23 protein-coding genes, 1 tRNA gene and 1 pseudogene are annotated in these 24,581 nt (G+C 62.9%); 12 read left to right on the top strand and 13 right to left on the bottom strand.

Annotated features, from left to right (window positions below; genetic code table 11):
• Window positions 1-53: 53 nt before the first annotated feature.
• Window positions 54-743, bottom strand: coding sequence for a crotonase/enoyl-CoA hydratase family protein (locus IAE33_RS20290; RefSeq protein ID WP_028634764.1), 690 nt, complete (start codon window positions 741-743; stop codon window positions 54-56).
• A gap of 199 nt (window positions 744-942) precedes the next feature.
• Between IAE33_RS20290 and IAE33_RS20285 the strand changes: the two genes are divergently transcribed.
• Window positions 943-1,032 (top strand) — tRNA-Ser (locus IAE33_RS20285).
• 168 nt (window positions 1,033-1,200) lie between these two features.
• Here the strand turns inward: IAE33_RS20285 and IAE33_RS20280 are convergent.
• The 4 genes from IAE33_RS20280 to IAE33_RS20265 form a co-directional block, all read right to left on the bottom strand.
• Window positions 1,201-3,333, bottom strand: coding sequence for a TonB-dependent siderophore receptor (locus IAE33_RS20280; RefSeq protein ID WP_201164833.1), 2,133 nt, complete (start codon window positions 3,331-3,333; stop codon window positions 1,201-1,203).
• Window positions 3,334-3,415: 82 nt separating this feature from the next.
• Window positions 3,416-4,594 (bottom strand): MFS transporter, encoded by a 1,179-nt coding sequence (locus IAE33_RS20275; protein ID WP_028634766.1) that lies wholly within the window; start codon window positions 4,592-4,594, stop codon window positions 3,416-3,418.
• A 55-nt stretch (window positions 4,595-4,649) separates the two neighbouring features.
• A complete protein-coding gene (locus IAE33_RS20270) occupies window positions 4,650-5,120 on the bottom strand; it encodes a GreA/GreB family elongation factor (RefSeq protein ID WP_060481565.1) in 471 nt (156 codons plus the stop codon).
• Between the two features lie 2 nt (window positions 5,121-5,122).
• Complete coding sequence (locus tag IAE33_RS20265; RefSeq protein WP_201164832.1) at window positions 5,123-5,503, bottom strand: hypothetical protein; 381 nt, start codon at window positions 5,501-5,503, stop codon at window positions 5,123-5,125.
• A 128-nt stretch (window positions 5,504-5,631) separates the two neighbouring features.
• Here IAE33_RS20265 and earP point away from each other — a divergent pair, with 128 nt between their 5' ends.
• Together earP and IAE33_RS20255 are read left to right on the top strand one after the other, a co-directional pair.
• Window positions 5,632-6,765, top strand: coding sequence for an elongation factor P maturation arginine rhamnosyltransferase EarP (gene earP, locus IAE33_RS20260; protein WP_201164831.1), 1,134 nt, complete (start codon window positions 5,632-5,634; stop codon window positions 6,763-6,765).
• Window positions 6,766-6,813: 48 nt separating this feature from the next.
• Window positions 6,814-7,386 carry an elongation factor P gene (locus IAE33_RS20255; RefSeq protein ID WP_028634770.1) on the top strand — a complete coding sequence of 191 codons (573 nt, stop codon included), beginning with the start codon at window positions 6,814-6,816 and terminating at the stop codon, window positions 7,384-7,386.
• Between the two features lie 68 nt (window positions 7,387-7,454).
• Here IAE33_RS20255 and IAE33_RS20250 read toward each other — a convergent pair whose 3' ends face one another.
• Window positions 7,455-7,910, bottom strand: a complete 456-nt coding sequence (locus tag IAE33_RS20250) for a MarR family winged helix-turn-helix transcriptional regulator (protein WP_201164830.1) — start codon at window positions 7,908-7,910, stop codon at window positions 7,455-7,457.
• Between the two features lie 246 nt (window positions 7,911-8,156).
• On the opposite strand from IAE33_RS20250, the gene IAE33_RS20245 reads away from it, so the two are divergent.
• The gene (locus tag IAE33_RS20245; RefSeq protein ID WP_201164829.1) at window positions 8,157-8,906 is read left to right on the top strand and encodes a sulfite exporter TauE/SafE family protein; all 750 of its coding nucleotides are present in this window, start codon (window positions 8,157-8,159) and stop codon (window positions 8,904-8,906) included.
• Between the two features lie 10 nt (window positions 8,907-8,916).
• Here the strand turns inward: IAE33_RS20245 and IAE33_RS20240 are convergent, their stop codons facing one another.
• Window positions 8,917-9,768: a LysR substrate-binding domain-containing protein gene (locus IAE33_RS20240; RefSeq protein ID WP_042141622.1), complete on the bottom strand. Its 852-nt coding sequence runs from the start codon at window positions 9,766-9,768 to the stop codon at window positions 8,917-8,919.
• Between the two features lie 96 nt (window positions 9,769-9,864).
• Between IAE33_RS20240 and IAE33_RS20235 the strand changes: the two genes are divergently transcribed.
• On the top strand, window positions 9,865-10,083 hold the full coding sequence (locus IAE33_RS20235; protein ID WP_201164828.1) for a DUF1127 domain-containing protein: 219 nt from the start codon (window positions 9,865-9,867) through the stop codon (window positions 10,081-10,083).
• Window positions 10,084-10,094: 11 nt separating this feature from the next.
• Here the strand turns inward: IAE33_RS20235 and IAE33_RS20230 are convergent, their stop codons facing one another.
• Window positions 10,095-11,441 carry a class II 3-deoxy-7-phosphoheptulonate synthase gene (locus IAE33_RS20230; protein ID WP_028634775.1) on the bottom strand — a complete coding sequence of 449 codons (1,347 nt, stop codon included), beginning with the start codon at window positions 11,439-11,441 and terminating at the stop codon, window positions 10,095-10,097.
• Between the two features lie 115 nt (window positions 11,442-11,556).
• On the opposite strand from IAE33_RS20230, the gene IAE33_RS20225 reads away from it, so the two are divergent.
• Together IAE33_RS20225 and IAE33_RS20220 are read left to right on the top strand one after the other, a co-directional pair.
• Window positions 11,557-12,312: a spermidine synthase gene (locus IAE33_RS20225; RefSeq protein WP_060481560.1), complete on the top strand. Its 756-nt coding sequence runs from the start codon at window positions 11,557-11,559 to the stop codon at window positions 12,310-12,312.
• A gap of 452 nt (window positions 12,313-12,764) precedes the next feature.
• Window positions 12,765-14,478: pseudogene (locus IAE33_RS20220) on the top strand (DEAD/DEAH box helicase).
• Between the two features lie 60 nt (window positions 14,479-14,538).
• Here IAE33_RS20220 and IAE33_RS20215 read toward each other — a convergent pair.
• Window positions 14,539-15,306: a DODA-type extradiol aromatic ring-opening family dioxygenase gene (locus tag IAE33_RS20215; RefSeq protein ID WP_201164826.1), complete on the bottom strand. Its 768-nt coding sequence runs from the start codon at window positions 15,304-15,306 to the stop codon at window positions 14,539-14,541.
• A 101-nt stretch (window positions 15,307-15,407) separates the two neighbouring features.
• On the opposite strand from IAE33_RS20215, the gene IAE33_RS20210 reads away from it, so the two are divergent.
• Window positions 15,408-16,058 (top strand): thiopurine S-methyltransferase, encoded by a 651-nt coding sequence (locus IAE33_RS20210; protein WP_201164825.1) that lies wholly within the window; start codon window positions 15,408-15,410, stop codon window positions 16,056-16,058.
• A 122-nt stretch (window positions 16,059-16,180) separates the two neighbouring features.
• On the opposite strand, the gene htpX is transcribed toward IAE33_RS20210, so the two are convergent.
• Window positions 16,181-17,068: a protease HtpX gene (gene htpX / locus IAE33_RS20205; protein WP_028634780.1), complete on the bottom strand. Its 888-nt coding sequence runs from the start codon at window positions 17,066-17,068 to the stop codon at window positions 16,181-16,183.
• 246 nt (window positions 17,069-17,314) lie between these two features.
• Window positions 17,315-18,526: a pyridoxal phosphate-dependent aminotransferase gene (locus tag IAE33_RS20200; RefSeq protein ID WP_028634781.1), complete on the bottom strand. Its 1,212-nt coding sequence runs from the start codon at window positions 18,524-18,526 to the stop codon at window positions 17,315-17,317.
• A 167-nt stretch (window positions 18,527-18,693) separates the two neighbouring features.
• Between IAE33_RS20200 and msrB the strand changes: the two genes are divergently transcribed.
• Together msrB and IAE33_RS20190 are read left to right on the top strand one after the other, a co-directional pair.
• Window positions 18,694-19,089, top strand: coding sequence for a peptide-methionine (R)-S-oxide reductase MsrB (gene msrB / locus IAE33_RS20195; RefSeq protein WP_028634782.1), 396 nt, complete (start codon window positions 18,694-18,696; stop codon window positions 19,087-19,089).
• 14 nt (window positions 19,090-19,103) lie between these two features.
• On the top strand, window positions 19,104-19,592 hold the full coding sequence (locus IAE33_RS20190; RefSeq protein WP_201164824.1) for a glutathione peroxidase: 489 nt from the start codon (window positions 19,104-19,106) through the stop codon (window positions 19,590-19,592).
• On the opposite strand, the gene IAE33_RS20185 is transcribed toward IAE33_RS20190, so the two are convergent.
• A complete protein-coding gene (locus tag IAE33_RS20185) occupies window positions 19,582-21,936 on the bottom strand; it encodes a response regulator (RefSeq protein WP_201164823.1) in 2,355 nt (784 codons plus the stop codon). The two genes, IAE33_RS20190 and IAE33_RS20185, sit on opposite strands and share 11 nt — an antisense overlap.
• An 80-nt stretch (window positions 21,937-22,016) precedes the next feature.
• On the opposite strand from IAE33_RS20185, the gene IAE33_RS20180 reads away from it, so the two are divergent.
• A complete protein-coding gene (locus IAE33_RS20180; RefSeq protein ID WP_028634785.1) occupies window positions 22,017-22,907 on the top strand; it encodes an ATP-binding protein in 891 nt (296 codons plus the stop codon).
• On the top strand, window positions 22,904-23,386 hold the full coding sequence (locus tag IAE33_RS20175; RefSeq protein ID WP_028634786.1) for a GAF domain-containing protein: 483 nt from the start codon (window positions 22,904-22,906) through the stop codon (window positions 23,384-23,386). Before IAE33_RS20180 ends, IAE33_RS20175 begins: the two co-directional genes overlap by 4 nt.
• Before the next feature lie 53 nt (window positions 23,387-23,439).
• Here the strand turns inward: IAE33_RS20175 and IAE33_RS20170 are convergent, their stop codons facing one another.
• A complete protein-coding gene (locus IAE33_RS20170) occupies window positions 23,440-24,207 on the bottom strand; it encodes a hypothetical protein (protein ID WP_028634787.1) in 768 nt (255 codons plus the stop codon).
• Between the last annotated feature and the right edge of the window lie 374 nt (window positions 24,208-24,581).

The raw sequence follows: 24,581 nt of genomic DNA, 5'->3' as shown, positions 1-24,581 counted from the left end.
GACAGTCGCCCGTCAGTGTACGGCTGTGCACTGGCTGGGGCAAACAGGCGCGGTCAGCCCATGTGATGCTGGTCCAGTTCTATAGCCTTCTCCAGCGCATCCAGCAGCCCTTTGCGTACCTTGAGCTTGGTGTTCTTGTGGGCCAGCATGTTCAGCTTCTTCAGTTCGCGTGCGGCCGCCAGGGCGGCGTCGTGCAGTTGTTCAGCCGGCACCACCTTGTCGAGGAAGCCGGCATCCACCGCGCCCTGTGGGTCGAACACCTCGGCGTTGATCACCGAACGGTGGAAGGCCGAGCGGCGCAGGCGGTCCCTGGCCAGTTCGATGCCCGCATGGTGCATGGTCATGCCGATCTGCACTTCGTTCAGGCAGACCTTGTAGGGGCCTTCGACGCCGATGCGGTAGTCGGCCGACAGCAGCAGGAAGGCGCCTTTGGCCACGGCATTGCCCGGGCACGCCACCACGACGGGGAAGGGGTGCGACAACAGGCGGTGGGAGAGGGTGGAACCGGCGGTGACCAGGCTGATGGCTTCTTTGGGGCCGCTGGTCATCACCTTGAGGTCGTACCCGCCAGACAGAATGCCGGGCTGGCCGGTGATGATCACCACGGCGCGTGCCTCGGTGGCACGGTCCAGGGCCTCGTTGAACGCGGCGATCACCTGCGGTGAGATGGCGTTGACCTTGCCGTTGTTCAGGGTCAGGGTGACGATGCCGTCTTCGGCGTGGTAGGTAATCAGCTCGCTCATGGCGCAGTCCTGTTGTTGGCGTGGCGATGACGTTACCCAGCGCCGAGGGCCAGGTAAAGCAGCAAGGCTGACTGGCCAGTCAGCCCTTGCCGGGCTTCTGATGCAAATACATGAAAAATTTGAAAAAAATGCTTGCCAAAGAAAAGACCTTCCACTAAATTAGCGCGCCTCGACAGGCTGAAAGGCTTGTAGGGAAAACGGTGAAGTGTCCGAGTGGTCGAAGGAGCACGCCTGGAAAGTGTGTATACGAGAAATCGTATCAAGGGTTCAAATCCCTTCTTCACCGCCACATTCTACGAAGAGCCCCCGCGCTGAAAAGCCCGGGGGCTTTTTGTTATTGGCTGTTTTGTGAGGGCTGGAGGAGGGCGGTGAAACCCGCCCCCAATCCTGTAGGAGCCGGTCTACCGGCGAACACCGGCGCAGCCGGTGCCATCCTCACTCATCCAGTGCCCTGGTATCAAAAGCTAACCGTGGCCGCCAGCCGGGCGGTGCGCGGCGCACCCTGGAACAGGTAATTGTCCCCCAGGTAATCCCCCACATCGCGCCAGTAACGCTTGTCGAACAGGTTGTCCACCGTTAGCCGCAGCACCGTGTCGTACCCACCCACCTGTGTGCGGTAGCGGCCGCCGAGGTCGAATACGGCATAACCGCCCACCTTCACGTCGCCGTTTTTGCTCGCGGCTTTACTGGCGCTGTAGCGCCCGCCACCCAGCAGCGCCAGCCCCGGCACCGGCAGGTTGTACTCCCCATACAGGGCCGCCCGGAACCTGGGTACGTTGATCGCCTGGTGGCCTTCATAGGCATCAGTGCCGCTGCCCTGCACCCGCGCGCGAATGGCGGCTGCGCTGGCCTGCACCTGCAGGTTGGACGTAAGCCAGCCAGTGGCCCCCAGCTCCAGCCCGGTATTCTTCTGCTGGCCTTGCTGCACGTAGGTGAAGCTGCCGCCGCCGTCGGGCCTTGCGTACTGGTAGGCCTGGCGTATCTGGAACAAGGCAGCGCTCAGGCTCAGGCCTTGCCAGTCGTGCTTCACGCCCACCTCCAGCTGGCGCGACAGGGTTGGGGCAAGTATCTCGGCAGCATTGCTGGCAAACCACGGCGCTGTGCCGCCGGCAGAAAGCCCTTTGGCATAGCTGGCGTACAGGGTGGTGTCCGGCTGCGGTTTGTAGATAAGCGCCGCATTGGGCAGCAACTGGTACTGCTGGGTGTGACGCCCGGCAACACCGTCCTGGTCCCAGGTTCGTTCGTCCAGGCGTACCTCGCGGGCGCCCAGCACGGTTTGCCACGCCTCACTGAAATGGATGCGGTCGGTGACAAACAGCCCGTACTGGCGGCTGTCCAGGCGCCGCTCGCTGGCGCCCACCGGGTTGCTCGATGGCGCCAGGGCCGGGGCGCCGGTGGCGATGTTGCCGGTACCCAGCCACTCGTTGTAGTAGGGCCGCTGGTCCTGGGTGCGGCGCTGGGCGCTGGTGCCGAGGGTCAGCTCATGGCCCACGCCCAGCGCATCGAAGTGCCCATCCAGGGTGGCCTGCACTTCATCGATACGGCGCGTGTCATCGGGGCTGCGGAAGTCGTAGATGTCGTAGTCGCCGGTGCCGGAGAAAAACGCACCTTCGCTCGAGCCCCAGGCAAAGGCACTGTAGTCGTCGATGACCGCTTTGCTGCGGGACCCGCTGAGCGTGGCGGCCCATGCGTCGCTGAAGCGGTACTCAAAGCGCCCGCCCAGGTTCAGCGAGTCATTCTGTACCGGTTTGGCCCAGCCCTGATAGGCCAGGCGGTCATGGGGGGCTATGCCATGGGGCACTTCGCGGCCACCCAGTAGCTGATAGCCCGGCACCGAGCGTTGTTCGCGGTGCTGGTATTCCGCATCGAGCTGCAAGGTGGCAGCAGGGCTGAGCTGCCAGTCGAACGCCAGCGAGGCAAAGTCCCGCTTGCCATCGGCGTGCTCCACATACGAGCCGATGGTCTCGTGCGCCAGGTTGGCACGCAGGCCGAACTGCCGCTCGCTGCCGAACCAGCCGCCAAGGTCGGTGGCCAGGTAGCGCCCACCCTGGTCGGTGCCGGCCAGCGTGACGCTGCGCACCGCTTCAGGCCGCTTGGTCACATAATTGATCAGGCCCCCGGGTGCGGACACACCGCTCTGCAAGCCAGACAACCCCTTCAATAGCTCTACTTGCTGCTTGTTCTCCAGCGCCACATTCTGCTCGCCGACCACGGTCTGGCCGTTGACGCGGTAGCTGCTGGCAGCATTGAGCTCAAAGCCTCGCACATTGAAGTTCTCGTAGTACCCCACCGGCGCATAGCTTTCGCCCACCGCGGCGTCGCCCTGCAGCACTTCGCTGAGCAGGCGCACCTGGCGGTCTTCCAGCATTTGCTGGCTGAATACGCTGATCGAAGCGGGGGTATCCAGTGTCGGGCCCGGCTGGAAGCCGCCGACCGCGGCCTGGGTTGCCTGGTAGCTGCCTGCGGCATACGTATCGGACACCTGCACCGGCGCCAGCTCCAGGCTGCCCTGGCCAAGGGCGTTGGGGCACTGCAAGGCCAGGCCCAGGCTGAGCAGGCTGAAGGGCAGGCGAGGGTTGCACGCAGGCATGTCGAGGTTCCTGAAGGCCAAGAAAAAGGCGGCATCTTAGCAGCCGCCTTCGGCCCGAAGCGATCAGTGCGCGCCGTTGGTGTCAGGCCATGGCTGGCGTTGCGCGGCGGGCCAGGCCCCACACCAGCAGCGCCAAGGTGCCAATTGCCAACCCTGCCACCACGATGCCCGGCCAGCCATGGTGCTGGAACAGCTGCGTACCCAGCAGCGAGCCCAAGGCGCCGCCAATGAAGTAGCAGGTGATATACCCTGCGTTAAGCCGCGTACGGGCCTCGGGCCGCAGGGCGATAACGGCATTCTGGTTGCTGACGTGCACCAGTTGCACTGCCAGGTCCAGCATCAGTACCCCCAGCAGCAACGCCACCAGCGATTGCTGGGCGAACCCCAGCGGCACCCATGACAGCAACAGCACCACCAAGCCTACGGTGGTGCCCAGCGCCCCCTTGCCATGGTCTGCCAGGCGGCCCGCCCAGTTGGCCGACAACGCGCCCGCGGCCCCCGCCAGCCCGAACAGGCCAATCACCGCGTCGGAGTAATGGTAAGGCTCGCTGGCCAGCAGGAAGGCCAGCGGCGTCCAGAACAGCGCAAACAGGCTGAATGCCAGCAACCCCAGCAGCGAACGCAGGCGCAGTACCGGCTCCTGGGCAAACAGCCGAAACACCGAGCCGATAAGCGCCGGGTACTTCAGCCCAGCATGGCTGTGGTGCTGGGGCAGGTTGCGGTGCAGGGCCAGTGCAGTAATAGCCATTAGTACGGCGGCCAGCACATAGATGCTGCGCCAACCACCCAGCTCGGCCATGAAGCCGGCTGCGGTGCGTGCCAGCAGGATGCCCAGCAACAGGCCGCTCATCAGCGTCCCTACCGCGCGCCCCCTGAGGTTGGGAGCGCTGAGGGACGCGGCCATGGGCACCAGAATTTGCGCCACCACCGAGAACAGTCCGGTAAGCGTGGTACCTAGAATCAGCCAGGGCAGGCTCGGGGCGCACGCACTGATGATCAGCCCAAGGGTGGCGATGGCGGTCATCACGGTAATCAGGCGGCGCTGCTCGAACAGATCGCCCAAAGGCGCCAACAGCAGCAGGCCGGCGCCGTAGCTCAGTTGCGCGGCGATGACGATGCTGCCGGCAGCCGCGGTGCTCAGGCCGAACTGTTCGGCAATGCTGTGGAGCAACGGCTGGGCGTAGTAGTTACTGGCCACGGCCAGGCCGGTGGCGGTGGCCATCAGCAGGATCAGGGCGCGGCTGAGGGTGGGGTTGGTCATGCGGATCTCTTGGCGGGCAGTGTAAACAAGGGTGGCTATGGGCAGGCGTCGTAGCTCAGGTGGCGGCGACGATCACCAGGGTGTGTGCGGCAAGCGTCACTTCATCGTCAACGCGTTTGCCGATCAGTTGCTGGCCCAGCGGTGAGCGAGGGGTGATCACGGTGGTTGCCTGGGTGCCGTCGGCGATCTTCAAGCCAGCGGCTGCGGGGCCCAGAAACAGCTGCTGCCGGGCTCCCTTTTCATCCTCCAGGGTGATCAGGTTGCTCACCTGAACGCCACGTTGCGGGTCGTAGTCGCGCAGCAGCAGTTGTTGGTAGCCGAGCAGCGCCTGGCGGATCTCGGCGCTGCGGCGCGCCTGGCCGGTAGCCAGGTATGAAGCTTCCAGGCCCAGTGTGTCGTACTTGTTCTCGGCAACGTTTTCTTCGGCTGTTGCCGTTTCGTAGGCGGTTTGCGCGGCGCGGGTCAGCACGTCCAGGTCACGCTCGAGGGTGGCGACGATCTGTGCCAGTAAAAGCGGCTTGTTCATGATCAGTAGCAGAACTCCAGCACGTTGGCTTGGCTTTTGTCGGTGGGCGCCGTGCGGTTCTGTTGCAACCAGAACTGGCACTTGGGGCTGTCGAGGTTGCGCGGGTCGCCTTGTGCGGCTTCTGCCGCCTGTTTCTGCAACCCCTTTTTATACTGCTCGAACATGCGCGCTTGGGAATCGTCGGCAGCCGCTGGCGGGGGCGCTGTATGCGGGGCGCTGGTAGTGGCGGCCTCGTCCAATGGCCGTGGCGGCTCTGGCCATATGAATGACGCAGCCCAGATGCTGAGTGCAATGGCGCCAGCGCCAAGCCACAGGCCCACCGCTACGCTGAGTATCAAAGGCAAAGGCCTGAGGGTAATCCTCAATTCGCGGGGGCGGGGCATGGCAGTCTCCTGGGCATCAGAATGGGCGCATTGTCGCATGGGCAAGGTAATAATCCGCGACAGTGCTTTCGTTGGCCTTAGTTTATGCGCAGAATTCGCGCTTTTGGGCATGGGCGAGGGCGGGGCACGTGAAAGCCACCTGGGATATCTTCTGCACGGTCGTCGACAACTATGGCGATATCGGCGTCACCTGGCGCCTGGCTCGCCAGTTGGTTGCCGAGCATGGGGTGGCGGTGCGCCTGTGGGTGGATGACCTGCGGGCATTCGTGCCGTTGTGCCCCGGCGCCGACCTGGGCGCAGCCCGGCAAATGCAACAGGGTGTCGAGGTGCTTCACTGGCCGGCCGAGTGGGCGCCCGCGGGTACGGCGGATGTGGTGATTGCCGCCTTCGGTTGCCGCTTGCCTGACGCCTATGTCGAAGCCTTGTGCAGCCGCCCGGCCCCAGCCTTGTGGCTGAACCTGGAATACCTCAGCGCCGAAGACTGGGTCGAGGGCTGCCATGGCCTGCCGTCACCCAAACCCAATGGGTTGCGCACCGTGTTCTTCTTCCCCGGGTTCACCGAGCGTACGGGCGGGCTGCTGCGTGAGGCCGGTTTGCTGGCCCGCCGCGAGGCGTTCGAGGCCGACCCTGCCCAGCGCGCCGGGCACCTTGCCAGGCTTGGGGTACAGCCCCAGGCCGGCGCCACCCTGATTTCGCTGTTCGCCTACGAAAACCCGCAACTGGGCGGCTGGCTGGACGCCCTGGCCAACGCTACCAACCCCAGCCACATGCTGGTGCCCCAGGGCCGCATCGTGCCTGAGCTTTGCGCCTGGCTGAATGAGCCTGAACTGGTGGTAGGCGCCATTCACCAGCGTGGTACGTTGACCGTGCAGGTGTTGCCTTTCGTCAGCCAGGATGATTACGACCGCTTGCTGTGGTGCTGCGATTTCAACGCGGTGCGCGGCGAAGATTCGTTCGTGCGCGCCCAGTGGGCCGGGCGGCCCATGCTGTGGCACATCTACGTGCAGGAAGAGAATGCCCACTGGGAAAAACTCGAGGCGTTTCTGGCGATTTACCGCAAAGGCCTGTCGGAGCCTGCCGCGCACGCGCTGCTGACTCTATGGCGGGCCTGGAACAAGCATCAGGACATGGACACCGCCTGGCGCGGGTTCATGGTGCACTGGCAGGAACTGCAGGCCCACGCCCGCCAATGGTGTGCAAAACAGGCCGCCCAGCCGGACCTCGCCATGACGCTGGTACAGTTTTACCGAAATTGGCTATGATATGCGGCCTCGATTTTTATAAATCCATCCAGATTCGGATACTGCGTAATGAAAACTGGTAAAGAACTGAAACCCGGCACCGTACTGCGGATCGACAACGACCCGTGGCTGGTACAAAAAGCCGAATTCACCAAGTCGGGTCGCAACAGCGCGATCATGAAGACCAAGCTGAAGAACCTGCTGACCGGCTACAAGACCGAAACCGTGTACGGTGCGGACGACAAGCTGGACGACGTGATCCTGGATCGCAAAGAAGCGACCCTGTCGTTCATCAGCGGTGACTCGTACACCTTCATGGACACCACCGACTACACCATGTACGAGCTGAACGCCGAGGACATCGAAGCCGTTCTGCCGTTCATCGAAGAAGGCATGGAAGACGTCTGCGAAGCCGTGTTCTTCGAAGGCCGCCTGGTATCGGTTGAACTGCCGACCACCATCAGCCGCCAAGTGGTCTACACCGAGAACGCTGCACGTGGCGACACCTCGGGCAAGGTCATGAAGCCTGCCAAGCTGAAGAACGGTACCGAACTGCAGGTTGCCGACTTCATCAACATCGACGAGTGGATCGACATCGACACTCGTGAAGGTGGCGTGTACAAAGGCCGTTCCAAGAAGTAAACCTTCTTGCGTAACGCAAAAACCCGGCACTTGCCGGGTTTTTTTATGCATGCTGAAAGCTGTGCCCGCTACAGGCTCTTGTGCAGCCGATCGCGCAGCTCAAGCAAGTCTTGCTGCAATTGCTGCAACCCTTCAAGTGTTCGCCCGCTGGCTTCAAGGATGCGTTGCGGCACCTCCTTGGCCTGTTCCTGCAACGCACGCCCTTTGTCGGTCAGCTGCACCATCACAACCCGCTCATCCTCCCGGCTGCGGGTGCGCTTGAGCAGGCCTTCGCTTTCCAGGCGTTTGAGTAAAGGGGTGAGTGAGCCTGGGTCGGTCAGCAGGTGCTGGCTGATCTCTCCCACCGTCAGCCCATCATGTTCCCACAGCACCAGCATGGCCAGGTATTGGGGGTAGGTGAGGTTGAGGGCTTGGAGCAGCGGCTTGTAGACCTTCGTCATCAGCAACGAGGTAGAGTGCAGGGCGAAGCAGACCTGGTTGTCCAGGAGCAGCTCGGCGCCAGTGGCTTTGGTGTCGGCGTTCATGCAGGTCCTTGAATTCGTCGAATAAGAATCTCGCACGCTGATGGTTGGTGCGCTCACTACCAGCGTCATTCACTGCGCAGCGCCCGCGGCCCGGCTGGGACGAGGGTCAAGCGGCTCTTGAAGAATTCGAGCAGCAATACGCCAGCAGAGTTCGTTTCAAATTCACGACACTGCGTATTTGCGTTCCCCTGTCGCCTTGCAGTCGCTAGCATGGCCGGCTTGATAGCGTGTTGAAGCGGAGCCAGGATGATCGAGTGGGTGTTGTATGCGGTGCTGGGCGCAGGCCTGGGCACTGTGGGTGGGCTGTTCGGGATTGGCGGCGGGTTGATCGCCATTCCGGCGCTTGGCGTGCTGTTTGGCCTGGACCAGCAGCTGGCCCAGGGCACAGCGCTGGTGATGGTGGTGCCGAACGTGCTGCTGGCGCTGTGGCGCTACCACCAGCGCAACCGTATCGAGCTGCGCCATGCCTTGCCGCTGTCGTTGTGCAGCTTCGTATTCGCCTGGTTAGGGTCAATCTGGGCGGTTGGGCTGGATGCTCACTCGATGCGGCTGGGCTTCGTCGGCTTTCTCGTCGCGCTGGCGCTCTGGAATATTGCACGCCTGTTCATGAAGGTAGCGCCAGCCAGCGCCGAAATGCGCCACCCTTGGCCTTGGCTGGGTGTGTTGGGCAGTTTTGCCGGGACCATGGGCGGGCTGTTCGGCGTCGGCGGCGCGGTAGTGGCCACCCCAGTGCTCACCAGCGTGTTCGGCACTACCCAAGTGGTGGCACAGGGGCTATCGCTGGCGCTGGCGGCGCCCAGTACCTTGGTCACACTGGTGACGTACGGGGTGCACCACAGTGTGGACTGGGCAGTGGGCATCCCGTTGGCGGTGGGCGGTTTGTTCAGCATCAGCTGGGGCGTAAAACTGGCCCACGCATTACCCGAAAAAGTGCTGCGTGGCATGTTCTGCGTGTTCCTGGTGGTGTGCGCCATCATGCTGGGCTTCGAGTTGTAGCCGGTGGCAGCTATTTGAAACCCTCGATGATGTAGTCGGCCATGCAGTCGGTAATGGGTGATGCAACGCTCGGGCTGCGCACCAGCATCACGTTGGCCAGGGGCAGCTGCGGCAACCCCTCGTTTTCGCCAAGGATGCGCATGTTGCCGCCGATCAGGCTCTGCAGTTGGGCAGTCACCGCCAGGCCAGCAGTAACCACGGCAAAGATCGCCGACAGGCTGGGGCTGGTGTAGGCGACCCGGTAGTCGATGCCCTGGGCCTCCAGGGCGTTGCAGGTCCAGGCGCGGCAGAAGCATTCGGTGTTGAACAATGCCAGGGGCATGGGCCGCTGCTCCTGGGGGCAGAAGCCTTCGGCCGCGGCCCACACCAGCCGCTCCTGGCGCAACAGCTGCCCCACTTCGTTACCGGGCTCGCGGGTGACGATGGTCAGGTCCAGGTCCTGGCGCTGCATCAGTTGCCGGGACGTGTCGCAATGCACCTCCACCTGTACCAGTGGGTAGGCTTTGGCGAAGCTCGACAGAATGCTCGGCAGAAAGCGCATGGCGTAGTCATCCGGCGTGCCGATGCGCACCACCCCGACCATGTGCGGCATCCGCAAGGTATTGAACACTTCCCCGTGCAGTTTGAGTATGCGGCGGGCGTAGCCCAGCAGCACCTGGCCTTCGGCGGTAAGCCGCACCTGCCGGCCGTCGCGTTCGAACAGCTGGCGCTGCAGAATGTCTTCTTCCAGGCGTTTCATCTGCATGCTTACAGCAGACTGTGTGCGGTTGACCACTTCCCCTGCGCGGGTGAAGCCGCCCTGGTCGGCGATGGCCACGAAGGTGCGCAGTACATCTGCATCAAGGCTCTGGTACTGGGACATTTCATCAATCTCCTAGATGCTTTGCATAAGAAACATTCGTTGGATTGATCTTAAGCCCGGCGAGAGACTGAAGCCATCGACACGGAGGGCTTCACGATGAAAGGTAACTACAGCACCATCCCGGCACCGACCTCTTCACTCAAACATCTGTTGCGTGCAGCCCTGCAGCGCCCCTCGCGCTGGCTGGAACTGCACCGCCAGCGCCGGGAACTGGCCAGCCTCAGCGACGCAACCCTGCACGACCTGGGGCTGAGCCGTGCAGATATCCACCTGGAAAGCGAGCGGCACTTCTGGGACGACCCGTTGCACAAGTAAAGCGTGGCCGGTTAGCGCCTGACCTGTTTCAAGGTTTCGGCGATCAGGAATGCCAGTTCCAGGGACTGGTCGGCGTTCATGCGTGGGTCGCAATGGGTGTGATAGCGGTCTGACAGACCATCTTCGGTGATCGGCCGCGCACCTCCGATGCATTCGGTGACGTTCTGCCCGGTCATCTCGATATGGATGCCGCCTGCATGGCTGCCTTCGGCCTGGTGCACCTGGAAGAACTGCTTCACCTCATCGAGGATCTGCGCAAAATCGCGGGTCTTGTAACCGCTGCTGGCCTTGATGGTATTGCCGTGCATCGGGTCGGAGCTCCACAGCACCTTGCGCCCCTCACGCTCCACGGCGCGGATCAGCCCCGGCAGGTGGTCACCCACCTTGCCTGCGCCCATGCGCACGATCAGGTTCAGGCGGCCCGGGTCGTTGGCCGGGTTGAGGATGTCTATGAGGCGCAGCAGGGCTTCGGGGTCCATGCTCGGCCCCACCTTCACGCCGATCGGGTTATGCACGCCACGCAGGAATTCCACGTGGGCACCGTCCAGTTGCCGGGTACGGTCGCCGATCCACAGCATGTGTGCCGAGCAGTCGTAATAATCGCCGGTCAGGCTGTCCTGGCGCACGAACGCTTCTTCATAGTTGAGCAGCAGCGCTTCGTGCGCGGTGAAGAAGCTGGTTTCGCGCAGTTGTGGGGCAGTGTCCAGGCCGCAGGCGCGCATGAAAGCCAGGGTTTCGTCGATGCGGTTGGCCAACTGGTGGTACTTGTCGGCCAATGCCGAGTTGGCAATGAAGTCCAGGTTCCACTTGTGCACCTGGTGCAGGTCGGCAAAACCGCCCTGGGCGAAGGCGCGCAGCAGGTTCAGGCTGGCGGTGGCCTGGTGGTAGGCCTGCAGCAAACGCTCAGGGTCGGGGATGCGGCTTTTTGCATCAAAACCGATACCGTTGACGATATCGCCACGGTAGGCAGGCAGGGTGACGTTGCCAATGGTCTCGTCACCGGCCGAACGCGGCTTGGCGAATTGGCCTGCCATGCGCCCTACCTTCACCACCGGGCAGCCGGCCGCGAAGGTCATGACAATCGCCATCTGCAACAGCACCTTGAAGGTGTCGCGAATTTTGGCCGCCGAGAACTCGGCGAAGCTTTCTGCGCAGTCCCCGCCCTGTAACAGGAAGGCACGCCCTTCGGTCACCTCGGCGAACTGGCGCCGCAGTTCACGTGCCTCACCGGCGAACACCAGGGGAGGGTAGCTGGCCAGGGTCTGCTCGACCTTGAGCAGGTGCGCGGCATCGGGGTAGGTCGGTTGCTGCTGGATCGGCAGTGCGCGCCAGCTGGCAGGGCTCCACGGTTGGTTCATGTCAGGCTCGGTCATGTAGGTTGCAGGCTTGACGCCATGTTAACAGTTGGCGCTGCGCTTGTTGCAGCGAGGGTGTTGGCGGACAATGCCCCTTTTGCGCGGGTGGGTGTGGAACATGGAGGCGGAACGTCAGGAGCGGCTGCTGGCACGGGTGGAGGATGCCTTCGGCGTCATCAGCGTGTACGAGGTGGATGACTACCGCTTTCTGGAATTCGGGGATGCCATCGAGCAGAGCTGTGTGTTCACTGCCGACCCCAGCTGGCTGGAGTACGACTACACCCGTGCCATGCTGGTGGGCGCGTTGTGCCATGAGCAGCCCGAGAGCGCGCTGTTTCTTGGCCTGGGCGCCGGTACGCTGACCCAGGCGTGCATGAAATTCCTGCCGCTGGAGGACATCGAGGCCATCGAGCTGCGCCCGGACGTGCCGCGCCTGGCCATTGAGCACCTGGGCTTGGATGACGACCCGCGGCTTTATGTGCGCATCGGCGATGCGCTGGAGCTGCTGCCCACTGCCGAGCAGGCCGACCTGGTGTTCGTTGACCTGTACACCGACCATGGGCCGGGCGTGGGGCACCTGGCATGGGGGTTTCTGGAGCGTTGCCAGCAGCAGCTCAACCCCGGTGGCTGGCTGGTGATCAACCAATGGGCCACCGACGATGGCAAGCCGCTGGGGGCGGCGCTGCTGCGGGGTTTGTACCATCGCCATTACTGGGAGTTGCCGGTGAAGGAGGGCAACGTGATATTGCTGGTGCCGGCAGACCTGGACCAGGCGCTTGACCTCGACAGCCTGCGCGCCCGCGCCGAAGCCCTGGCGCCGCGTTTGGGCTATAGCCTTGACGGGTTGATCCGCGAGATTCGCCCGGCCACCTGAAACCTGCGTCGCATTCTTCGCGGGTAAATCGGATCGCCGCACCGCCGCTCCCACAGGGACACTCCAGGCTGTGGAAGTATCTGTACTCCACAAAATCTGGATGCTGGCGCGATACCTGTGGGAGCGGCGGTGCGGCGATCCGATTTACCCGCGAAGAGGCCAGCGCAATACGCTGAAGGGAATCGATTCAGCCCCCTGCTGCCCCATGGCCCGGCAATACCGCTGCATGCTGAAAAAATTCCTCACGTAATGCGCTATTTCGGGTATAGTACGCGCCGGTCTTTTAGCGGACCTCAAAATCAGGCGGTGCAAATCCTCCGAGTCCAGCTTCGGCTGCACGTCCGCTAGGCGGACCTTCCCACGTATTCTTTTTCAATCGTTTTCGCAAATCCCCGCCGCCAAAGCTGCCTGGGTGACCTGTCGGTCTTTCATGGCTTGTGCAGCTTTGGAGCATGGGTCTTTGCGGATGCACCTAGAGGCAGACCCATGACCCAGGAAACCGGCGGCTTCGCCGCTCTCGATCTCAATCCGAACATTGTTGCTGCTGTGGTAGCTACCGGCTATGAAGAGCCGTCCGCCATTCAGCAACAATCGATCCCGATCATCCTCGCCGGTCACGACATGATCGGCCAGGCGCAGACGGGCACCGGCAAGACCGCTGCCTTCGCACTGCCGATCCTCAACAAGATCGATGTGAGCAAGCGCGAACCGCAAGCCCTGATCCTGGCGCCAACCCGTGAGTTGGCGCTGCAAGTTGCTACCGCTTTCGAAACCTACGCCAAGCAGATGCCTGGCGTGAACGTGGTTGCCGTGTACGGTGGTGCCCCGATGGGCCCACAGCTGCGCGCAATCCGCAACGGCGCGCAAATCGTCGTGGCTACCCCGGGCCGCCTGTGCGACCACCTGCGTCGTGACGAGAAGGTCCTGTCGACCGTTCAGTACCTGGTTCTGGACGAAGCCGACGAGATGCTCAAGCTGGGCTTCATGGACGACCTCGAAGTGATCTTCGATGCCATCCCGGCTACCCGTCAGACCGTGCTGTTCTCCGCCACCCTGCCGTCGTCGATCCGTTCGATCGCCGAGCGTCACCTGCGCGAACCCAAGCACGTCAAGATCCAGACCAAGACCCAGACCGTTACCGCGATCGACCAGGCCCACCTGATGGTGCACGCCGACCAGAAGATCCCGGCTGTGCTGCGTTTGCTGGAAGTGGAAGAGTTCGACGCGCTGATCGCCTTCGTGCGCACCAAGCAAGCCACCCTGGACCTGGCCGCTGCGCTGGAAGCCAAGGGCTACAAGGCTGCCGCGCTGAACGGCGACATCGCCCAGAACCAGCGTGAGCGCGTCATCGACTCGCTCAAGGATGGCCGCCTGGACATCGTCGTGGCCACCGACGTCGCGGCCCGTGGCCTGGACGTACCGCGCATCACCCACGTGTTCAACGTTGACATGCCGTACGACCCGGAGTCCTACGTTCACCGTATCGGCCGTACTGGCCGTGCCGGTCGCGAAGGCCGTGCCTTGCTGCTGGTCACCCCGCGTGAGCGCCGTATGCTGCAGGTGATCGAGCGCGTGACCGGGCAGAAGGTTGCCGAAGCACGTCTGCCTAACGCCCAGGCCGTGCTGGATGCCCGCATCAAGAAGCTGACCACCAGCCTGGCACCCCTGGTTGCCGAGGCAGAAGCCACCCATGGTGAGCTGTTCGACCGCCTGACCACCGACCTGGGCTGCAGCGCCCGTGCCCTGGCTTCTGCGCTGCTGCGCAAGGCCACCAACGGCCAGGCACTGGACCTGGGTGCTGTAGAGCGCGAGCAACCGCTGGTACCGAGCTTCGCCCCACGGGGTGAGCGTACCGAGCGCGGTGAGCGCAGCGACCGTGGTGAACGCGGCGAGCGCGAGCGCCGTGCACCGCTGCCACTGGCCGAAGGCCGTGTGCGTTGCCGTACCGCCCTGGGTGCCCGTGATGGTATCGCCGCCAAGAACCTGCTGGGTGCGATCTTGAACGAAGGTGGCCTGGCGCGTGATGCCATCGGCCGCATCCAGGTGCGTGACAGCTTCAGCCTGGTCGAGCTGCCGGAAGACGGCCTCGAGAAGCTGCTGGCCAAGCTCAAGGACACCCGCGTAGCCGGCAAGCAGCTGAAGCTGCGTCGCTACCGCGAAGATTGATCCTGGTGCTGTGATAAATCCCCGACTTGGTTCGGGGATTTTTTTTGCCTGCGGTGGGAGTCAACCGAACCGGTAAATGTCCATGCCTAGGGCCCCCAGGGTGAAGCCTTGGTGCACCACCTTGAACTCGCCCCCTGCGCCCAGGGCGAAGAACAGGGGCAGCAAGTGTTCGTCACTGGGGTGGTTGCGTTGGGCGAATGGCGCCTGCTGGCGGTAGCCCAGCAATGCAGGTTGGTCATCAGCCTCCAACTTTTGCACCACCCAATCCCGAAACGCCAATGCCCAGGGCGCGATCACCTCGGGCCCGGCGTGCCAGTCCAGCTCGCCCAGGTTATGGGTGATGCTGCCTGAGCCCACCAGCAGCACGCCTTCCTCACGCAGGCGCGACAGTGCCTGGCCCACCTTGACCTGCAAGGCCGGCCCGCCATGGCTGGGCAGCGACACCTGAACCACCGGAATGCGTGCATCGGGGTACATCAGCGACAGGGGTACCCAGGCGCCATGGTCGAACGGGCGCTGCGCGTCTCGCTGTGCTGGTAGCCCGGCTGCCTCCAGCAAGGCACAGGCTGTGTCTGCAAGCTCAGGTGCGCCTGGCGCGGGGTACTGCACGGCATACAGTGCCGGCGGGAACCCATGGAAGTCGTGCCAGGTTTCTGGCTGTGAGCTGGCAGTGACCAGCAGCCCGCGGCTTTCCCAGTGCGCCGAAACCACCACGATGGCCTTCGGCCGTGGCAGCGCGTTGGCAAGGCCGGCCAGCGCCGGCCCGCTGGCGCCAGGTTGCAGGGCAAGCATGGGTGACCCATGGGAAATGAACAGGCTAGGGAGCATGGCGGGGTCCTGAGGGGTAAGATGCAATCATCTTCGACCAACTTCAGATCGAATTCCAAACCAAGTTTTACCGGTAAACCATCTAAAAACTGGGAGTGATCATGGAGCCAGCTTTCTGGCAGCAACGCTGGGCGAACAATCAGATCGGCTTTCACCAAGCGCAGGTGAACCCGTACTTGCAGGCGCTCTGGCCGGGCCTGCAGTTAAGGCCCGGTAGCCTTGTACTGGTACCGCTGTGTGGCAAGAGCCTCGACCTTGCCTGGTTGGCAGGGCAGGGGCATGAGGTGATGGGCGTGGAGCTGTCACGCCAGGCGGTGCAGGCATTTTTTGACGAGCATGGGCTGCAGCCGCACGTGCAGCAGCACAATGGCTTTGAAGTGTGGAGCAGTGCAGGGATCGAGTTGTGGTGCGGGGACTTCTTCGCGCTGCAGGCACAGGACGTCCAGGGCTGTGCAGCGTTTTATGATCGCGCCGCACTGATTGCCCTGCCGGTTGCCATGCGCACGGGCTACCTGCAGGCGCTTTCGGCCCTGTTGCGGGAAAGCTGTCGTGGCTTGGTCGTGACCTTGGATTACGACCAGTCGCTGCTGGCCGGCCCACCGTTCTCGGTGGGGGATGACGAGTTGCGGCAGGGGTTTGCGGGCTGGCAGGTGGAAGCGTTGGAGCAGGCTGAGGTCATTGAGGGGAACCCCAAGTTTCAGCAGGCCGGGGTGCCGAGTCTGCTTGAGCGGGTGTACAAGGTCAGCAGGTAATGCAGGGTTCCCTGTGCCGGCCCATTCGCGGGTGAACCCGCTCCCACAGGGTGGAGGTATGGGCCGGCACTGGCGCAACAAAAAGGGCGACCGTAGTCGCCCTTTATGCATTGGCCGCTGGATCAGCCGCGACGGCGCAGGGCGTCGATGCGGTCCTCCAGGGGTGGGTGGCTCATCAGCAACCCGGCCAGGCCTTGTTTGAGGCCGCCATTGATGCCGAAGGCCTTCATGGTATCGGGCATGTGCACCGGCAGCCCTTGCTCCACACGCAGGCGCTGCAGCGCGCCGATCATTGCAGAAGTGCCGGCCAGGTTAGCCCCGGCCTCGTCAGCACGGTACTCGCGGCGGCGCGAGAACCACATCACGATGATGCTGGCCAGAATGCCCAGCACCAGCTCTGCAACGATGGTGGCCACATAGTAGGCAATGCCCTGGCCCTCTTCGTTCTTGAAGATCACCTTGTCGACGAAGTTGCCGATGATACGGGCGAAGAACATCACGAAGGTGTTCACCACGCCCTGCACCAGCGCCAGGGTGACCATGTCGCCGTTGGCGACGTGGCCGATTTCGTGGGCCAGTACGGCACGCACTTCATCAGGCGAGAAACGCTCCAGCAAACCTTGGGACACGGCTACCAGGGCGTCGTTACGGTTCCAGCCGGTGGCGAAGGCGTTGGCCTCGTAGGCCGGGAAGATACCCACCTCGGGCATCTTGATACCGGCCTCGCGGGACAGCTCTTCGACCGTTTGCAGCAGCCACTGCTCGTGACGGGTGCGCGGCTGGCTGATGATTTGCGTGCCGGTCGACATCTTCGCCATCCACTTGGAGATGAACAGCGATACGAGGGAGCCGGCAAAGCCGAAGACTGCACAGAACACCAGCAAGCTGCTGAGGTTCAGGTCAACCCCATTGGCGGCCATGAACCCGTTGAAACCGAACAGGCTCAGAGTAATGCTTGCAACCAGCACCACCGCAAGGTTGGTGGCCACAAACAACAGAATGCGCATCATGGTTGTTACGTTCTCCTGACGGATGAATTGTCGCTTACTGCGGGGTATATAAGGGGCCTGCCGTTCCGATTCAATCGGCGGACTATTTCAAACTGTGTATGGCGGAGTATGGCAGAGGCGGGGGTGGTGGCTGTGGGATAGAGCGTTGCAGGATGTAAGAAACATTGCCTGTCTGAGGCGCTGCTGTGAGGTCGAGGTGGAGCGCGGCGCGCCTTCCACGCGCCACCCCCCAAAAACCGTCAGACCCTACTGGGAATACCCCTTGAGGAAATTCCCGATCCGCCCAATCGCCGCTTCCAGGTCATCCACCCGTGGCAGGGTCACCACGCGGAAGTGGTCTGGCCACGGCCAGTTGAAGGCAGTGCCCTGCACAATCAGCAGTTTTTCAGCCAGCAGCAGGTCCAGCACGAACTTCTCGTCGTTGAAGATCGGGCAGACCTTGGGGTCGATGCGCGGGAAGGCGTACAGCGCGCCCATCGGCTTCACGCAGCTCACCCCGGGGATATCGTTGAGCAGCTCGTAGGTCCGGTTACGCTGCTCCAGCAAGCGCCCCGGCGGCAACACCAGGTCGTTGATGCTCTGGTAACCGCCCAGTGCAGTCTGGATGGCATGCTGGGCTGGCACGTTGGCACACAGGCGCATGTTCGCCAGCATGTCGATGCCTTCGATGTAGCTCTGGGCATTGTGTTTGGGGCCCGAGATGATCAGCCAGCCAGAACGGAAACCCGCCACACGGTACGACTTGGACAAACCGTTGAAGGTGAGGCACAGCAGGTCGGGGGCCAGTGAAGCGGTGCTGATGTGCACCGCTTCGTCGTAGAGGATCTTGTCGTAGATCTCGTCCGAGAACACCACCAGGTTGTGCTGGCGCGCCAGCTCCAGCATGCCGCGCAGCAGCTCGGTGGAATACACCGCGCCCGTGGGGTTGTTGGGGTTGATGATGACCAGTGCCTTGGTGTTCGGGGTGATCTTGGCCTTGATGTCGGCAAGGTCGGGGAACCAGTCAGCCTGCTCGTCGCACAGGTAGTGCACCGGCTTGCCGCCTGCCAGGCTCACGGCTGCGGTCCACAGCGGGTAGTCGGGCGCCGGGATCAGCACCTCGTCACCGTTGTTGAGCAAGGCCTGCATCGACATGACGATGAGTTCGGACACGCCGTTGCCCAGGTAGATGTCTTCGATGCCGACGCCTTCGATGCCCTTTTGCTGGCAATACTGCATCACCGCCTTGCGGGCACTGAACAGGCCCTTGGAATCGCTGTAGCCCTGGGCAGTGGGCAGGTTGCGGATCACGTCCTGAAGGATTTCATCCGGCGCTTCGAAGCCAAACGGCGCCGGGTTGCCGATGTTCAGCTTGAGGATGCGGTGGCCTTCCTCTTCCAGGCGCTTGGCGTGCTTGAGCACTGGGCCGCGAATGTCGTAGCAGACATTGGCGAGCTTGTTCGATTTGCTGAACTGCATGATGGAATCCCGATTGAGAAAACGCGCTACGCCCTGCCGAAAGGTTTGTAAGGGCACAAAGCGGGTGCCAGACTGAACGCCTGGCACACGAAGCCAACTAATATACGTGCCACCCGCGCCCCGGAAAAGACGGCGTACGGTGAAATTAAGCCTGCCGAGGTACCCCCATGCAAAAGATCGAGAAAACCCTGGAACAATGGCGCTCGATGCTCGACCCCGAGCAATACCAGGTGTGCCGGCTCAAGGGCACCGAGCGGCCCTTCAGCGGCAAGTACAACAGCGAACGCCGGGATGGCATCTACCACTGCATCTGCTGCGGGCTGGCGCTGTTCGATGCGCAGACCAAATTCGATTCCGGTTGTGGCTGGCCCAGCTTCTACGCGCCGATAGAAGACAGCGCCATGATCGAGATCCGCGACACGTCCCACGGCATGATCCGTACCGAGGTCACCTGTGCCCGCTGTGATGCGCACCTGGGCCATGTGTTCCCCGATGGCCCGGCACCTACCGGCCTGCGCTACTGCATCAACTCGGTGTGCATCGACCTGCGCCCTCGCGACTGAACGGAGCCCCGATCATGGCAGCTTTGAAGCTGGACATTCCCTGTGTGACCCTGGGCGGCGAGCACAAGCAGCTGAGCGACTTCCCTGGCAAAGCGCTGCTGGTGGTCAATACCGCCAGCCAGTGCGGCTTTACCCCGCAATACAAAGGCCTGGAGCAGCTGTGGCAGGCCTATCGCGACCGCGGGCTGGTGGTACTGGGCTTTCCCTGCAACCAGTTTGGCAAGCAGGAGCCAGGCGAGGCGCGGGACATCGCGCAGTTTTGCGAGCGCAATTTTGGCGTGAGCTTCCCGCTGTTTCGCAAGGTCGAGGTCAACGGCCCCGGCACCCACCCGCTGTTCGTCGAACTCAAGCAGCGTGCCCCTGGCATTTTGGGCAGCCAGAAGATCAAGTGGAACTTCACCAAGTTTCTGGTGGACCCGGCCACGGGCCAGGTGGTGCGTTATGCACCCACCACCAAGCCTCAGGCGCTCGAAGCCGATATCGAACGCCTGCTCAGCCGTTGAGCGGTACCCACTGGTCGATCAGTGCCTGCAAGTCTTCGCGGCGGAACGGCTTGGCCAGGTAGTCGTCCATGCCCGCTGCACGGCAACGCTCGCGCTCTTCGGGCATGGCGTTGGCGGTAAGCGCAACGATCGGGAGGTTGGGCCAGCGTCCGCTCTGGCGAATGTGGCGGGTGGCCTCGTAGCCATCCATCACCGGCATGTTGCAGTCCATCAATACCAGGTCGAAGGCTTGCTGTTCCAGCAGGGTCAGCGCCTCGGCACCTTGGGTGGCCAGTTGCACCTGGCAGCCCAGCTTGGCCAGCATGCCCTTGGCCACCAGCTGGTTGACCGGGTTGTCTTCTACCAGCAGGATGCGCGCCCGGCCTTGCGCCGGGGTGGCGGCGGGGCTGGCCAGGGGGTGCTCGGCCTCCTGCCCCTGCAGGATGCGGCGCAGGGTCTGGTAGAGCGCGGCCCGCGCAAGTGGCCGTGCCAACTGGTGCAGGGGGGCGAGGGCAAGGGCCTGCTCGCCGGGTAGAAAGTTGCCGTAGGCGGTCACCAGCAGGATCGGGGTTGGCATGGCCTTGCGCACTGCAGCCAGTGCCTGCACGTCGTCGACGATCAGCAGGTCGATAGTGCCCGGCAGGGTGGCGGCATCGTCATGCCGTTGATAACTCAGCCCCCAGCCGGGCAACAGGCCCTCGAGCAGTTCGTGTAGCCCGCTGCCACTGGCGCTGAGTGCCGCCACGTTGCCGTGTAGAGCTACCGGCTGGATGGCGCTGGCATATTCGACCAGGGGCAGTTCGGCGGTAAAGCGGCTGCCAAAACCCGGCTCGGATTTGATATGCAGGTGGCCATGCATGGCTTTGCACAGGTTGCGTGTCAGTGCCAGCCCCAGGCCCGTGCCGCCGTACTGGCGGGTAATGCCGGCACCGGCCTGGGTGAAGGGCTGGAAGATCCGCGCCTGAGCCTCTTCGGGGATACCGATTCCGGTGTCACGTACTTCCAGGCGTACGCCGCCGACGATGGCCACCAGGTGCACGTCCACGCGGCCAAAGCGGGTGAACTTGAGTGCGTTGGACAACAGGTTGCTGACGATCTGCCGCACCCGTGTAGGGTCGCCCAGCACGCTGGCAGGGAAGTCGCGGGCAATAAGGCAGGTCAGTTCCACGCTTTGTGCAGTGTTCTGCGACAACAGGCTGGCCGTGTCTTCGACCATGGAAGCCATGTCGAAGGCGATGCGCTCCAGCTCCAGTTGCCCGGCGTCGAACTTGGACAGGTCGAGGATATCGTTGAGCAATTCGACCAGTACCTTGCCGGAGTCATGGGCAATGGCCAGTTGCTGGCGCTGCTCTTCCGGTGAAGGGTTATCCAGGGCCAAGGCGATCATGCCGAGCATGCCATTGAGCGGGGTGCGGATCTCGTGGCTCATGTTGGCCAGAAACGCCGCGCGTGCCTGCGCCATGTCCAGTGCCCGGCGGCGCGCCTGTTCCAGTTCCTGGTTGGACAGGCTCAGGCTACTGTTAGTGGCCTTGAGCTCGTCGGTGCGGGCCGAGACGATGTCTTCCAGCTCGTTCAGGTATTGCGTAAGGCGGTTTTCGGCAGTGCGCCGCTGTTCGATCTCGGTCGCCATGCTGACGAATTGCTGGTTGGCCACTTTCACCAGCACGCCGATCTCGTCATGCTCGTGGCCGGGTGGGCACTGCACACGGGTTTGCCTTGGCTTGCGCGGGTCGCTGCCGCTGAGGGCAGCAATCACCGTGACCAGGGGCTTGGTCAGCATCATGTAGAACAGCGCCAGCAGGATGCCCGTCAGTACCAGGCTTCGGGCAAAGCCGGTCAGCAAAGTGATGCCGGCCCGGTCCAGAAAACGCCGGCCGAAGGTGTAGGTGTCTACGTCCAGGTACAGTGTGCCCAGGTATTCCTCGGGCATATGGGTCAGAAACAGGCGCTCGCGCAGTTGGCGCTGCTCGCCGAACAGGAAGTCGCTGAGCGGACGGTAACGGTCCTGCTGGCGCGGCCGTTCCACATCGGCCAGCACCGTTTCGTTGTTGTCGATCAGGCGTGCACGGATGATTGCCGGAGACTGCAGCAGCCCGCGCGTCAGCTCCAGGGCCAGTTCCGAATCGATGTTGTAGGCAATGCGCGAGGCAGTGTTGTGGCTGATTTGCAGCAGGGCGCGCACTTCACGGTTGATCGACGCGTCCTCACTGGCATAATCGATGCCGATCTGGATGAGACTGAGCAATGTTCCCAGGATGAAGCCGACCAGGACTGTCAACCGGGCTTGCTTGTATGACAGGCGATTGGTGAACTTGATATCCATGGGTCCCGAGCCGGTTCTACGTGCCTTGCGCTGCGCAAGCATAGCCGATCAACCCCGGCTGCTGGTGGGCTTGTCATCCATTCAGGCTTGATTGGTCTGTCCCCCCCTTTTCAGGAGTCGTCATGGACGCCCGCTTGATCGCTTTCCTGGACCGCGCCGAATCGGTGCTGGCGCGCCTCGAACCCCTGTTGCCGGCCGAGCGCCCGGCTATCGACTGGTCTACCACCCTGGCCGCACGCTGGCAGCGCGACGGGCGCAGCGGTTACCTGCTGCCCCTTGAGGTCAGCCTGGACATCCGCCTCAGCGACCTGATCGGCGTCGACCAGCAACGCGAGCAACTGGGCCGCAATACCCATCAGTTCATCCAGGGCCTGCCCGCCAACCATGCGCTGCTGTGGGGCTCGCGCGGCACTGGCAAGTCTTCGCTTGTGCGTGCCCTGCTGGCCGAACACGCCGGGGCCGGCCTGCGCCTGATCGAAATCGAACGCGACCACCTGGCCGATCTGCCTCGGGTGGTGGAACTGCTGCACGCGCTGCCACAACGCTTTGTGCTGTTTTGTGACGACCTGTCGTTCGAGGCCGGGGAGGGCGATTACCGGGTGCTCAAAAGCGTGCTCGATGGCTCGCTGGAACAGGCACCCGACAACGTGCTGCTCTACGCCACCTCCAACCGCCGCCACCTGGTGCCGGAAAAAGAGAGCGACAACGAGAACTGGAAACGCGTGGACGGGGAGTTGCACCCCAGCGAAGCGGTGGAGGACAAGATTGCCCTGTCTGACCGCTTCGGCCTGTGGCTGTCGTTCTACCCGTTTACCCAGGACCACTTCCTGAATGTGGTCGAGCACTGGATCGAGCAGCTGGCGCGGCCTGCGGGCCTGGCCTGGCAGCGTGACGAACAACTCGACATACTCGCCGTGCGCTGGGCGACCGGCCGCGGTAACCGTAATGGCCGTTGTGCCTATCAGTTCGCCCGCTACTGGGTTGGGCTGCAATTGCTGGAGCAAAGTAAATGATCGACCTCAAAGCCACTGGCACGGGCCTGGACGGCTATGCCCTGATGGCGGCGCAAGTGCAGGCGCTGTTTGCCGACGAGCGTGACTTCATCGCCAACGCCGCACAGTTTTCGGCGTTTCTCTACCACCAGGTCGAGGACCTGAACTGGGCCGGCTTCTATCTGAACCGCAACCAGGAACTGGTGCTTGGCCCGTTTCAGGGGCAGGTAGCCTGCGTGCGCATTCCGTTCAGCAAGGGGGTATGCGGCGCGGCCGCGGCCACCGGTAAAACCCAGCGGGTGGAGGATGTGCATGCCTTCCCGGGGCATATTGCCTGTGACAGCGCTTCCAACAGCGAACTGGTCATCCCGCTGATCAAGGACGGCCGCCTGATCGGAGTGCTGGACTTGGACAGCCCGTCCATTGGGCGTTTCAGTGAAGCGGACCAGGCAGGGCTTGAGCGCCTGGCCGCCATCTTCCTCGAACTGACAGACTGCTGACCGGCCAATCGCCTGTACTGGGCGCTAGCGCAGCGCCCGTGCAGGCATGGGGGTCAGTCGTACATGGCCTTCTTCTTCCAGGTTTCCTCGTCGTCGGTCTTCAGGCCTTCAGTCAGCTCGTTCTCTTCGTTCTCGGCAGGCGCCAACTGGTCCAGCACCTGGGCGTTCACCCGGGCCAGCAGTTTCTCCAGGTACGTCAGCTGCTCTTCGTATAGTTTGGGTTCTGGCTGCTTGCGCAGGTACTGCACACCACGCTCGAAGGCCAGGCGCGCCTGGCCGGGCTGTTCGTTCTGCAGGGCCTGTTGCCCCAGGTTATTGAAGAACTCGATATGCAGCAGCACCAGAATGTGGCGGATTTCCTTCAGCCAATGCTTGGCCTCTGGGGCAGGCAGAAAGCCTTCCTGGGCCGCGCGGGTGATCTGGTTGTGCAGTGCCTCGAGCAGAAAGCGCACATCCTTGGCCTTGACCTCGGTCAGGATCGGGTTGGGCGGGTTGTTGACCGGGATCTTGTCGCCTTGTGCGATCAAGGCATCCAGTTCGGCGATACGGGCCTTGAGCTGGGCGTTGTGCTTGTCCACACCCAGCTGGCGCTGGTTGAGGTTGAGCTCCAGGCGGGTCAGCAGCAATTTCAGCCCTGGCGTCATGAACTGGCCGGGGAAGGTTTCGGTGATCTCGCCGCAACGGCGCAGGCGGTCGGCCAGCTCGATCTTCATCCGGGCCCGCTCGAGCTTGCCGTTCTCCACGACGTTATTCAGGTAGCCGATCAGGATCAGCAGCGCGATGCCCGCCACGATGAGCAGTGTGATCAGAAGTGGTGTCACCGTGTATGCCTCATGAAAAGGGTTGCCATAGGGTAGGGCGAGCCTGCTCGCGAGGCCCCCTGACCGGGTTCCCTTTTATCGGCAGCCTGCCCCAGAACTGCATGCTGGCACATTAACGCCGACCTGACGCCAAAAAATCAACGTACACGCATCAGGGCCTGCTTCAAGGGCATTGTGGAAACCCGGAAGTCATTGATTTAAATAAATTTCTACAAAGGGGTTGACGCCTCACCGAAGCATCCATAGAATGCGCGCCACTTGCAGCGTAAAGCACACAGCGAAACGCGGCAGGCAGTGAAAGCAGGCAGCAATGCCAGCAGCGTGTCCCCTTCGTCTAGTGGCCTAGGACACCGCCCTTTCACGGCGGTAACAGG

Origin of the sequence: Pseudomonas sp. S60 (assembly GCF_016647865.1) — a bacterium.
Classification (GTDB): Bacteria; Pseudomonadota; Gammaproteobacteria; order Pseudomonadales; family Pseudomonadaceae; genus Aquipseudomonas; species Aquipseudomonas parafulva.
This window is presented reverse-complemented; position numbering and strand designations above follow the sequence as displayed.